11 protein-coding genes are annotated in these 11,757 nt (G+C 70.2%); 7 read left to right on the forward strand and 4 right to left on the reverse strand.

Annotation, left to right across the window (positions count from 1 at the left end):
- Positions 1-2 precede the first annotated feature (2 nt).
- Positions 3-1,631 (forward strand): sodium/solute symporter, encoded by a 1,629-nt coding sequence (locus HUA78_RS05260; protein ID WP_174475769.1) that lies wholly within the window; start codon positions 3-5, stop codon positions 1,629-1,631.
- A 91-nt stretch (positions 1,632-1,722) separates the two neighbouring features.
- Here the strand turns inward: HUA78_RS05260 and HUA78_RS05265 are convergent, their stop codons facing one another.
- Positions 1,723-2,310: an RNA polymerase sigma factor gene (locus HUA78_RS05265; protein ID WP_371745499.1), complete on the reverse strand. Its 588-nt coding sequence runs from the start codon at positions 2,308-2,310 to the stop codon at positions 1,723-1,725.
- 58 nt (positions 2,311-2,368) lie between these two features.
- On the opposite strand from HUA78_RS05265, the gene HUA78_RS05270 reads away from it, so the two are divergent.
- The 4 genes from HUA78_RS05270 to HUA78_RS05285 all read left to right on the forward strand — a co-directional run bounded on the left by HUA78_RS05270 (position 2,369) and on the right by HUA78_RS05285 (position 5,818).
- Positions 2,369-2,926 carry a YeeE/YedE family protein gene (locus tag HUA78_RS05270; RefSeq protein WP_371745500.1) on the forward strand — a complete coding sequence of 186 codons (558 nt, stop codon included), beginning with the start codon at positions 2,369-2,371 and terminating at the stop codon, positions 2,924-2,926.
- Positions 2,923-3,342, forward strand: a complete 420-nt coding sequence (locus HUA78_RS05275; RefSeq protein WP_371745501.1) for a DUF6691 family protein — start codon at positions 2,923-2,925, stop codon at positions 3,340-3,342. The genes HUA78_RS05270 and HUA78_RS05275 overlap by 4 nt, the downstream gene beginning before the upstream one ends.
- Positions 3,343-3,527: 185 nt before the next feature.
- A complete protein-coding gene (locus HUA78_RS05280; protein WP_174452943.1) occupies positions 3,528-5,111 on the forward strand; it encodes a class I SAM-dependent DNA methyltransferase in 1,584 nt (527 codons plus the stop codon).
- Between the two features lie 116 nt (positions 5,112-5,227).
- Complete coding sequence (locus HUA78_RS05285) at positions 5,228-5,818, forward strand: superoxide dismutase family protein (protein ID WP_174452942.1); 591 nt, start codon at positions 5,228-5,230, stop codon at positions 5,816-5,818.
- 58 nt (positions 5,819-5,876) lie between these two features.
- On the opposite strand, the gene HUA78_RS05290 is transcribed toward HUA78_RS05285, so the two are convergent.
- The 3 genes from HUA78_RS05290 to HUA78_RS05300 form a co-directional block, all read right to left on the reverse strand.
- Complete coding sequence (locus HUA78_RS05290) at positions 5,877-7,466, reverse strand: serine hydrolase (RefSeq protein ID WP_174475770.1); 1,590 nt, start codon at positions 7,464-7,466, stop codon at positions 5,877-5,879.
- Positions 7,467-7,538: 72 nt separating this feature from the next.
- The gene (locus HUA78_RS05295; protein ID WP_141640712.1) at positions 7,539-9,818 is read right to left on the reverse strand and encodes a glutamine amidotransferase; all 2,280 of its coding nucleotides are present in this window, start codon (positions 9,816-9,818) and stop codon (positions 7,539-7,541) included.
- A gap of 27 nt (positions 9,819-9,845) precedes the next feature.
- A complete protein-coding gene (locus tag HUA78_RS05300) occupies positions 9,846-10,604 on the reverse strand; it encodes a DUF4159 domain-containing protein (protein WP_141640713.1) in 759 nt (252 codons plus the stop codon).
- Between the two features lie 57 nt (positions 10,605-10,661).
- Between HUA78_RS05300 and HUA78_RS05305 the strand changes: the two genes are divergently transcribed.
- Together HUA78_RS05305 and HUA78_RS05310 are read left to right on the forward strand one after the other, a co-directional pair.
- Positions 10,662-10,925: a molecular chaperone DnaJ gene (locus HUA78_RS05305; protein WP_174452941.1), complete on the forward strand. Its 264-nt coding sequence runs from the start codon at positions 10,662-10,664 to the stop codon at positions 10,923-10,925.
- Positions 10,926-10,997: 72 nt separating this feature from the next.
- Positions 10,998-11,708: a hypothetical protein gene (locus HUA78_RS05310; RefSeq protein WP_174452940.1), complete on the forward strand. Its 711-nt coding sequence runs from the start codon at positions 10,998-11,000 to the stop codon at positions 11,706-11,708.
- Positions 11,709-11,757: the final 49 nt, after the last annotated feature.

The following is an 11,757-nucleotide window of genomic DNA, read 5'->3' on the forward strand; positions in this document are numbered from 1 at the left end:
GAATGAACCCCACATCGACACCGGGCACGCAGCTGGGCCAGCCCAACAGCACGGCCATCTTCTTCTTCCTCCTCTTCGTCGGTGTCACCCTGGGAATCACGTACTGGGCGGCGCGCAAGACGAAGACGACCTCGGAGTTTTTCGCGGCCGGCGGCGGGGTGAGCGCCCTGCAGAACGGCTTCGCCCTCGCGGGCGACTACATGAGCGCCGCCAGCTTCCTGGGCATCGCTGGCCTCGTCGCCATGTCCGGCTTCGACGGGCTCATCTACTCGGTGGGCTGGCTGGTGGGCTGGCCGGTGGTGACGTTCCTCATCGCCGAGCCGCTGCGCAACCTGGGCAAGTACACCTTCGCGGACGTGGTGGCGTACCGCCTCAAGCAGACGCCGGTGCGACTGGCCGCCGCGCTGGGCACGCTCACCGTGGTGAGCTTCTATCTGATTGCGCAGATGGTGGGCGCCGGCAACCTCATCCACCTGCTCTTCGGCCTGTCCTATGAGGTCGCCGTCGTCATCGTCGGCGCGGTGATGATTCTCTACGTGCTGTTCGGCGGAATGATTGCCACCACGTGGGTGCAAATCGTGAAGGCCGTGCTGCTGCTCGCGGGCGCGTCCGCGCTGGCCGGAGCGGTGCTGTACAAGTTCGGCTTCAACCCGCTGGCGCTCTTCAACGCGGCGGCCACGCAGTACGGCGCGCAGACGCTGGCGCCGGGCGCGCTGGTGAGCAACCCGCTGGAGACGATTTCACTGGGGCTGGCGCTGATGTTCGGCACGGCGGGCCTGCCGCACATCCTGATGCGCTTCTACACGGTGCCCAACGCGAAGGCGGCGCGCAGCAGCGTGTTCTACGCCACGGGCCTCATCGGCTACTTCTACCTGGTGACGTTCATCCTCGGCTTCGGCGCGTCGGTGCTGGTGGGCCGGCAGGCGATTACCAGCGTGGACAAGGGCGGCAACATGGCGGCGCCCATGCTGGCGGAAGTCGTCGGCGGCACGGGCTTTCTGGGCTTCATCTCCGCGGTGGCCTTCGCCACCATCCTCGCGGTGGTGGCCGGCCTGACGCTGTCCGGCGCGGCGGCGCTGTCCCACGACTTGTGGTCCAGCGTGGTGCGCAAGGGCGAGGCGCCCGAGCACGAGCAGCTCAAGGTGGCGCGGCTCGCCAGCCTCTTCCTCGGCGTGCTGGCCGTGGTGCTGGGCGTGGCCTTCAAGGGACAGAACGTGGCCTTCATGGTGGGCCTGGCGTTCGCCATCGCCGCGAGCGCCAACTTCCCCGCACTGCTCCTGTCCATGGCGTGGAAGAAGTTCACCACGTATGGAGCGGTGGCCAGCATGCTGACGGGCTCGTTCAGCGCGGTGCTGCTCATCTTCCTGTCGCCCACCGTACAAGTGGACCTGCTGAAGAACACGAGCGCGCTGTTTCCGCTGAAGAACCCAGGCATCATCACCATGCCGTTGGCTTTCGTCGTGGGAGTCCTCGTGTCGCTGTTGTTCCCGGAGCGCGAGTCCAGCGAGCGCTTCGCGGAGGTGAAGCACCGGATGCACATGGGCGCGGTCCAGCCCCCCGTGCCCGTCGCGGCGAAGGTGGCCGCGGCGACCTCCAAGGCGACACCGCCCCCCACGCCCAGCAAGGCGTAACGCCACCGAGTAGCCCTCCTCCGTCATTGCTCCTGGGGAGGAGGGCGGGGGTGGGGCCTGGGCCTCCAAGGAGCCTGGGTCCCGCCCCTCTTCAGGAGTCCCCGTCTCCTCGCGCCAGTCGCTCCCGCAGCCGCATGCGCGCGCGGTGAAGCCGGCTCTTGTGGGCGCGCACGTCGATGCCTGTCAGCCGCGCGGCCTCCTCGGCCGACAGGCCCTCCACGTCCCGGAGGAGCAGCGCCTCACGGTCCGACGCGGACAGTGCCGCGAGCGCGTCCCGGAGCATCGCCCCCATCTTCCGCGCGTGGGCCACCTCGTCGGGAGCACGCTCCAGGGAGGGCACGGCCCTCACGGCCTCGGCGTCGAAGGGAAGTCGCTCCCCGCCCCGCGCCTCCCGCCGCCGCTCCCGCGAGCAGTGGGAGCGGGCCACCTGGTAGAGCCACGTGGACAGGCGCGCCTGCTCCCGGAACGCATGGAGGCCGCGAAAGGCGGTCATCAGCGTCTCTTGAAGCACGTCGCGGGCCTCCTCCTCGGAGCCGCACAGCCGCAGCCCGAAGCGGTACACCGGCGAGGCGTACCGGGCGAGCAGCGCCTCCAGCGCCTCACGGTCTCCCTCGCGCGCCGCCGCGACGAGCGTCGCGTCGCTTCGGATGCGCTTCGTTGCCCTGCTCGAAACAGCCACGCGCCTGCTCCCTCTTGTCCAGGGGTGATGAGCGGCCGGGCCCTCGCGCGCCGCGAGCGTGGCCCACCGCATCCGACACGAACAACACCGGGCCCTGAATCCTTTTTCCGCCCACGCGACTCTCACCGACAGGACGCGGCGTGTCACCCTCGCTCCTCGGACTTCTCTCTTCTCGTCAGGTGCACTCACCATGAATGCGGTCCTCCTTCCCCTCCTGGGGGGCGTCCTCATCGGACTCAGCGCGGCCCTCCTCCTGCTCTTCAACGGCCGCATCGCGGGCATCAGCGGAATCACCGGAGGACTCCTGTCCGCCGCGCCGGCCGACCGGGGCTGGCGCGCGTCCTTCCTCGGCGGGCTCGCGGTGGGGGGCGTGCTGCTGGCGACCTTCCGCCCGGAGTCGCTCGGCCCCCCTGTTCTCACCAGCGTGGGCGCGACGCTCGTCGCCGGGCTCCTGGTGGGCTTCGGCACCCAGCTGGGCGGCGGTTGCACCAGCGGCCACGGCGTCTGTGGCCTCGCCCGAGGCTCCAAGCGCTCACTCGTGGCCACCCTGACGTTCATGGCGACGGGCGCCATCGCCGTCTTCATCTCCCGACATGTACTGGGAGGTGTTTCGTGAAGGCCGCGCTCATGGCGGGAGTGGCGGGGCTGCTCTTCGCGCTGGGGCTGGGGCTGGGCGGAATGACGGACCCGGCGAAGGTGGTGGGTTTCCTCGATGTGGCGGGGAGCTGGAATCCGAGCCTCGCCTTCGTCATGGCCGGTGCGCTGGGCACCTACGCGCTGCTCCGCCGGCTCATCCTCCGACGGGCGCGGCCCGTGCTCGCGGACCGCTTCCCTGCTCCGCCGCAAGCCGACGTGGACGGCCGCCTCGTCGCGGGCTCGGCGCTCTTTGGCATCGGGTGGGGCTTGTCAGGCTATTGCCCTGGCCCCGCCCTCGTGTCGCTCCCGGTGGGAGGCACGACGGTGCTGCTCTTCGTCGGGGCGATGCTGGTGGGAATGGGCGCGTTTCGCGGAATGTCGAGGCAACCTGGGTAGGCTGGCGACTTGCGCACAACCCGCCGCGAGGGCGGTGCGGGCTTGCGTCACGCATTGCGGGGCCGCGAATCTCAGACTTCCGGGCATGTGAATTGATTGGGACATCACATCGTGGGCTTTGAGTGCGTTTGCAAAGCTTTGGATGGATCACCCTCCGCGTCAGTGCTGGCTAGGATGAGTCCTCGATGCCACGCGCCGCGAACAGGATGCTGGACGTCGACGAAGAAAAGCTCGTCCACCAGTTCCCCGGGCTGGACCGCAAGGCGGTGGGGGCGTTCTTCACGCCCGCGCCCCTGGTGGAACGCACGCTATCGCTCGCGATGGCGCACCTGGGAGCTGGACCCCTCACGGTGGTGGACCCCGCCTGTGGGGCAGGAGCCTTCTTGTCGGCGGCCTCGAAGCTCTGGCCTGGAGCACGGCTGTGCGGGCTGGAGTTGGACCCCGCCGTGGCCAGACTCTGTCAGGCCCGGGTCCCGGAAGCCGACGTGCGCGAAGGCGACACGCTGCGAGGTGGGATGGAGCCCATGCTCGCGACGACGCCTCCGGAGCATCGCGAGCTGTGGGTGGGCAACCCGCCCTACAACGGCACCTCGCCCGTCCTGAAGGACCCGAGCGCCTACGCGAAGCTGCGCGCCCTGCTCCCGCTGGCGCTCCCACCGGGCACCAGCCTGCGGGACGACTTCGCCTTCTTCCTCCTGGTCGCCGCGCACCGGCTCTCCACGCGGCCCGGCGTGCTCGCCTTCATCACCCCGGCGAGCTTGCTGGACGCCTTCCTCTACGCGCCGCTGCGCCAGTCGCTGCTGCGCATGCTCACGCTGCGCGAGGTGGTGGACCTGGGCCCTGGCGCCTTCGCCGGCACGCAGGTGCGCACGTGCATCACCGTGTGGTCCTCGCTTCCGGGCCACGTGGACCCGCCGCGCTTCGAGCGCCGTGGCGAATGGCAGCACTTCACGCCGGAGGCGCCCGAGTGGCGCCTGGCACCTACCACGCCGGAGGCCAGCGCCTTGGATGCACGGTGGAGCGCGGAAGGCGAGGCCCTCACCACGTTGGTGCCGGTGAGCCTGCCCGGGGTGAAGACGCGCTTCGACGAGCTGCTGGTGGACGCGGACCCGGAGCGCCTGTTGGCGCGCATCCGCGCCTTCGCCGCGTCGCCCCTGGAGGAGTTGCCGGAGTTCGCGCGGGTGCATGGGCTGTCGGAGGAGCTGCTGCCGAAGCTGCGCGCGCTCAAGGTGGGCACGCCGCTGGAGGTGGACGCGAAGCACCTGCGGCCCTTCTACCGGTACGGAGGGGCCCGGCACCGGGGCACGCTGCCACCGGAGACTCGCGCGTTCTGCTACCTGGACCGGCGCCTGATTCCCCGGGGAGACCACCGGCTGCGCGGCCCGTATGACCCTCACGTGGGCGCGGTGAAGCTCCTCTTCAACGTGCGCGAGCTGCCCCTGTCCGCCGCGCTGCTGGAGGAAGAGGGCTGCGTCCATGACCACCGGCACGCGCGGTTCGCGCCCCTGTACGTCCCCAAGCGACTGAGGGACGAGGGGCTGCGCGTCACCCGCTCCTCCACGTCCGCGGAGGAGCTGGGTCCCCTGGTGCCCAACCTGTCGCCCAGGGGGCTGGAGTGGGCGGAGACGTTGGGCGGTCCCCTGCCCGCCTTCCAGGCCATCGTGCGCTTCCTCAATGGACCCGACGTGCAACGCGTCTGGGCTCCGGCCTTCGGGGCGTCGCGCGTGGTGCCGGTGCCGTTGCTGGTGCCGCCTCCGGGCCAGGAGTGAGCCTGTGCGTGGCGGGGCGTCTGCCCGCCCGCACGGTTTCCCAGCGGGGTGCGGAAACAGCCGCTAGTGTCCACCTTCGCCGAGCTGATTTCCCCTCTGAAGGAAGGACCTACTTCATGAAGATTCGCGCGCTGCTCACCGCCACCGTTCTCACCGCCGCTGCTCCCGTGCTGGCCCAGGCCCCCGCGGCCCCGCCGCCCGCCGCGCCCGCGCAGGAGACTCCCGCTCCCGCACCCGCGAAGAAGGTGATTCCGCCGGGTGAGACGGCGAAGGCGCCGGTGAAGGACGCGCAGGGCAAGGACGTGGGCGAGGTCACCTTCGAGCAGACCAAGCAGGGCGTGGTCATCAAGGGCACGCTGCATGACCTGCCTCCGGGTCAGCATGCCTTCCACATCCACGAGACGGGCAAGTGCGAGGCGCCGGACTTCAAGACGGCGGGCGGCCACTTCAACCCGACGAAGAAGGCGCATGGGATGATGTCGCCGAAGGGCAAGCACGTGGGCGACCTGCCCAACCTCCACGTGGGCCAGGACGGCAAGGTGCAGTTCGACACGTTCTCCCAGAACGGGCTCACCGTGAAGTCGCTGTTCGACAAGGACGGCTCCGCGGTCGTCGTCCACACCAAGGAAGACGACTACCAGACGGACCCGACGGGTGACGCCGGCGGTCGCATCGCGTGCGGCGTGGTGGAGAAGCAGCAGCCGTAACGCGTCGTCCGCGAGGAGGCCCCGCCTGGCATCTCGGCCAGGCGGGCGGCTCCCGACCTCAGTGCACCGGCAGCGCGACGGCGCTCGGGGCCTCCTTCACGGGCGTGAAGAGCAGGTCCTGGAAGTCGAAGCTGAAGTCGGTGAGCGGCGAGACAGGCTGCATCCGCATCTCGCCCACCGTGCCATCCGGCTTCAGCGAGAAGGACACGAAGGCATCGGCGTTGAGCGAGCGGTCCTTCCAGCGCGCGACGAAGGTGTCGTATTGCCAGTGCTCCAGCTCGCCGACGAGGCCGGGCGTCCTGCTGAAGCGCAGCACCACCTTCTGCGCCTCGCGCGTCAGCGTCACGTCGCCGTACCACGCGTCGCGGAACTTCCCCGCGTAGGCCTCGAGCGGCAGCGACGGCTTGCTCTCGGGCTTCCTGCCCTCCTTCAGGCTGGCGACCTGTCCCTCCGCCTTCGCCTTCTTCGCGTCGTCATCCGCCTTGAACGCGGCGACCCAGTCCGTCGCGGGCGCGCCCATGAACGCATCCAGCACCGTCCACACCGGGACCTCAATCGTGCCGCGCTCCTCCTGGTTCGTCAGCACGGCGATGCCCAGCCCCAGCTCCGGCACCAGCATCACCCGTGAGTAGTAGCCCGGCAGCGCGCCGCCGTGGCCCACCAGCTTGTAGCCCCGGTAGTCCCGCAGCGACCAACCCAGTCCATACGCGGCGAAGTTCGCGCGCAGCGCCGCCAGGGGCTTGGAGGGCTCGGTGACGGTCATCACCGTCTGCGCGGCCCACATCTCGCGGGACTGGCCCTCGCTGAACAGCCGCTTCTTGCCCTCGGTGCCGGGAATCACACCCCGGGCCAGCTGCGTCAGCATCCACTTCGACAAGTCGTTGACGCTGGAGTTGATGGCCGCCGCGGGCGCGTTGTTGTCGAAGCCCATGGCGGGGATGGTCTTGAGCACGCCATCCGCCTTCGCGTGCGGCGTCGCGACGTTGCTGCCCACGCGCAGCGCCTTCGACAGCGTGCTGCTGTCACGCATGCCCACCGGCGTGAAGATGCGCTCGCGCACGAAGTCTCGCCAGTGCCGGCCGCTCACCTTCTCGATGACCTTGCCGGCCACGAGGTAGAGGATGTTGTCGTAGTTGTAGCGGCTGCGAAAACTCGTCGCCGGGCGGATGTGCCGCAGCTTGGAGACAATCTCGTCCTCCGTGAAGGTGGACTGCGGGAAGTACAGCAGGTCTCCCGCGCCGAGCCCCAGCCCGCTGCGGTGGACGAGCAAGTCGCGCACCGTCAGCTCGCGGGTGACGTACGGGTCGAACATCTGGAACGACGGCAGGTGGTCGACGACGCGGTCGTCCCACTGGAGCTTGCCTTCGTCGACGAGCATCGCCAGCGCCGCCGCCGTGAAGGCCTTGCTGTTGGAAGCGATGCCAAACAGCGTGTCCGCCGTCACCGGCGCCGCGTCGCCCAGCCTGCGCACGCCATAGCCCTTGGACAGCACCACCTTGCCGTCCTTCACCACGGCCAGGGCCACGCCCGGCACGTCGAAGGTCTTCATCGCCTTCTGAATCGTGGCGTCCAGGTCCGGGGGCAGCGACTGGGCGAACGTCGGGGACAGCGGAAGGAAGACGAGCAGGAGCGCGAGGACGTGACGCACGAGGACTCCGAGATGGGGTGCGGGTCGTAAAGCCCCTGTCTACCCCACCTCGTGGACGCGCCCCAGCGCCCCCTAGACGTAACCAAAGCGGCGCCGCGCGAACCACTCCGCGCCGAGCAGCCCGATGAGCGCGACGAGGTAGTACCAGCGGTCCCACAGCGGCTGGTCCTTCGCGCGCCCCACCTCCACCACGGGAGGGTCCAACAGCGGCATGTCCGGCAGCCCGTCCTGCGGCAGCTTGTACGCCTTGCCGCCCGTCACCTTGGCGATCTGCTCCATCAGCTCCGGCCGCACGGAGGCGTCCGACAGCTCCGGCCCCACCGCGCGCACCGCCACCGCGTCCTCGCCCTTGCCCAGGTCCGTCTCGCCCTTCTTCGCCGTCGCGAGCAGCTTGTACGGCCCCGGCTCCGGCGGCGCGAACTCCAGCCGCACCACGCCGTCCGGCCCCGTGGCGCCCGTCTGCACCGCCACCGGCTTCTGCGTTGCCACCGAGAACAGCTCCACGCGCACCTGCGCGTCCTGCGCGGGCTGGTAGTCGGAGCTGCGCGCCTGTACCACCACGGCCACCGGACGCCCCGGCTCCACCGACGGCGGGTCCGCTGTCACCTTCAGCGTCGTCAGGTCCGGGTCCCTCACCAGCCACCGCAGCGCGTTGCCCCAGAAGCGGTCATACGCGCGGCTGGGCGAGCCATCCCGGTGCGCGGCGAAGGCCCAGTACCACGACGCATCCGTGGCCATGACGAGCGCCCGGCCCCGGCCATAGTCCCAGACGGCGACAAGCGGCGCGTTCTTCCCATTCGCGGTGAGATGCGGATGCTCCAGCAACACGGTGGCGCCAGGGCGCGCGTACGTCAGGTTGGCGCCCGGAATCGGCGGCAGCTCTCCCCACGCGGCCTCGGTGCTGGACGCGCCCGTGCCAATGGCCGTCACCGGGTGACGCAGGCCCTCCGGCGTCAGGCGCGCGGTGAAGGGCTCCACGTTGGCGGGGCCCGCGGCGGCCACGGGCAAGGCTTCCATCAGCGTGGGCATGGTGGCGCGGCCCTCGCCCAGCACGCTGTCGCCGCCAATCATCACGAAGGCGCCGCCGTTGTGGATGTAGCGCTCCAGGTTGCGCTCGTACTCGGCGATGGAGAGCGTCGGGTCCGCGTGCCCGAAGTTCTGGAAGATGACGACGTCGAAGGTGTCCAGCTTCGTGTCGAAAATCTCCTCCATGGGGAACGGGATGAGGGACAGCTCGCGCTCGTTCGCCACGCCCGGGTCATCCGACAGCGTGCGCAGGATGTAGAACGAGATGAGGTCCACGTTGGCGTCCTGCTTCAACAGGCCGCGCAGGTAGCGCTCGTCCCAGGACGGCCGGCCCACCACCAACAACACGCGCACGCGGTCCCGGATGACCTTCAGCGTGAAGGAGCGGCTGTTGTTCTCCGTCACCGCCTCGTCCGGGAAGGTGGGCACCGTCACCGTGTAGACGAAGCGCCCCGTCTGGTCCGGCGTGAAGGTGAAGGACACCGGCTTCACGTCGTCGTTGGTCTCCAGGCGCACCGTCTTGGTCGCCACCGTCTTGCCCTCCTGGCTGAGGACAATGGGAATCTCCCGGCCCCGGAAGCCACGGCCGTGAATCTCCGCCTCCACGGTGAGCGAGTTGCGCACGAAGGCGAAGTCATCCACCTTCAGGCCTTCAATCGACAGGTCCTTCAGCGCCTCCTGGCCCACGGTGAAGGTGGAGACCGGCACGCCCAGGTCCGCCAGCGCCGCGCGAGCCCGGCCCACCACGCCCGACTTCAACTCCGTGTTGTCCGCGCCGTCGCTGAACAGCAGCACGCCGGACAGCTTGCGCGCGCCCTGCCCCGCGCCCGCCGCCGCACGCAGCGCGGCCAGCAGGTCCGTGGTGCCCGCGCGAGGCGGCTCCTTGGCCAGCGACGCGGGCGTCACCGGCGCCAGCTCCGGGTCGAACCCGTACATCTCCACCGTGAAGCGGTCCTGGAGTCCCGCGAGCGCCGGCGAGGCCTTCTCCAGGAAGGTGGCCACCTCCGCGGCGCGCGTGGGGCCTCCGGGCTCCGAGGGGAAACCCATGGACGCGGAGCGGTCCACCAGCACCGCGACGCGGTTCTTCATCCGCGCCACCTGCAAGTGCCGGATGCCGGGCTCCAGCAGGAAGAAGAGCGCGGCCACGCCCGCGCCCACGCGCAGCGCCCACAAGAGGACGCGACGTCCACGCGAGGGCTCGCGGCGCACGCCCCAGGCGGCCAGCGCCACTCCCAGGAGCAACCCGAGCGCGAGGAACACCAGCGCCCACGAAGGCAGGGGAGAGAGGCTGACGAGCTTCCAGGCGTTGAAGGTGGGGGAATTCATCCAGGCTCTTGGCGTAGGGCCGGTGCTTCAGCGCCGCTTGTTGAGGATGAGCTGCAGGTGGACGGCGTCGTCCTTGTAGTCCAGGCAGAGGGCGTACATGCAGACGTTGATGCCCAGCCGCACCGCCAGCTCCCGCTGCGGCTCGCCGCCGGGGCTCACGTCGAACTCGTAGTCCCCGGACTCGTTGCGGCTCCACGCCCCGGCCACGTCGTTCTGCGAGTAGAGCACCGCCGCGCGCTTGCCCAGGCTGGCCGCCATCATCTGCGGCTTGTTGAGCAGCCGGCCCGGCGCCGCGTCCAGCAGGAAGAAGGACTTGAACACCACGTGCCCCGAGGGCACCTCCGCGAGCGGGTTCTGCGGCAGCACCCGCGCCATCTCCCGACGGAAGCTGGCGTCGAAGCCGTCCCCGTCGCTGCCGTCGTTGGCGTCCGCCAGCATGAAGCCGCCGTACGTCAGGTAGCGCCGCAGGTTGGAGACCTCCGCCTCGTTGAGTGGAGGAAAGGCCCCGTCACCGCCGAAGTAGAGGAAGGGGTACTCGAAGAGGTCCGGACTGCTCAGCGCGAAGGGGCGCGCGTCCGGCACCACCTCCACGGACGTGCGGCGCTGGAGTTCCCACGCGATTCGCCGCAGGCCGGACAGCCGCGCATCCCAACGGCCGCCGTGTTTCGCCACCGCGGGGATGAAGCGGTTCTTCTCGCCGAACGCGTGCGCACGCCCCGCCAGCAACGGAGCGAGCGCGGCGGAGCCGAGCAGGAGGTTTCGACGGGTCAGACGCCGCACGGACATAGAGCGCATCTATATACCGTCGACGGGTACTCGCATTCCCCGGTATAGAGCGGGCCCATGGCAAAAGGCGGACAGACGCCCGAGCAGCCCGGCTCTCCCGAGGTCCGGGCGGCCTGGGCTCGCAAGGAGGCAGGCGACGTCGCCGGCGCGCGACGCGAGGCCGAGCGTCTGCTGGCGGGCAGTCCCACCCCCGAGGACCGGGCCGAGGCGGAGGAACTGCTGCGCCGCACCTCCACCCCCAAGGCCCTCTTTGGCTTCGCCCTGCTCGCCGCCGCCGTCTTCGTCGTCCTGCTGCTATTGGCCTTGACCCGCTACGCTTAAGCTACATCGTCGGCGCCCTCGTGCCCCCTGGGGGCAAACGTCGGGTGCGCCGCAATGCAAGGAGTTGGAGCCATGGAAGGCCTCCTCCAGGCCCTCAAGGCCTATCAGGAGCTCAACCCGTCGGGCTGGGTCGGCATCTACCGCCTGCTCCCCATGTGGGCGGGCATCGTCTGCTGTGTCGCCGGGGTGACGCTGCTGCTGGTGGGCGGAGGCCCCCGGGTGTTCCGGGTGCTGGCCGGGCCCATCGGAGCGCTCCTGGGGCTGGTGTGGACGGGCGCCGTCACCGCGAAGCTGGGCCTGCCGGACCTGGACCCGCGGGCGCCCTCCATCGTCGCGGCCGTGCTCCTGGCGCTGGGCTTCCTCTTCCCGCCCGCCATCACCTTCGTGGGCCTGGGCGTGCCGCTGGGCCTGTTGGCCGGGCAGATCGCCGGGCCGCAGGACTTCCTGCTCGGCTTCGCGCCGGGGTTCATCATCGGCGGGCTCGTCGGCGCGCTGCTGCACCGGGTGGTCAGCGCCCTGGTGGCCTCCGCGGTGGGCGGCTGGGTGCTCGTCATCGGCGCGCTGGCGGCGCTGCACCAGTTCGGCGGGCTGGTGGCCGCCGTGGCCAGCAGGCCCTGGGGCGTCATCGTCGCCGCCGGCCTGTTCGCCGTGGCGGGCGCCGTGTACCAGCTCGCCATGCGCCCCTCCCCTGAAGAAGCCGACAAACAACGCGGGGAAAAGGAGCGCGCCAAGCTGCGGCAGGCGGAGCAGCGGGCGCTCGAGAAACGTTGGGGGGTCAAGTAGCCGACCTCCGACGGGCGCCGGCCGCGCTTTACCTCCAGCGTCGTGGCGC

It is taken from the genome of Myxococcus sp. CA033, assembly GCF_013336625.1.
Lineage (GTDB): Bacteria > Myxococcota > Myxococcia > Myxococcales > Myxococcaceae > Myxococcus > Myxococcus llanfairpwllgwyngyllgogerychwyrndrobwllllantysiliogogogochensis.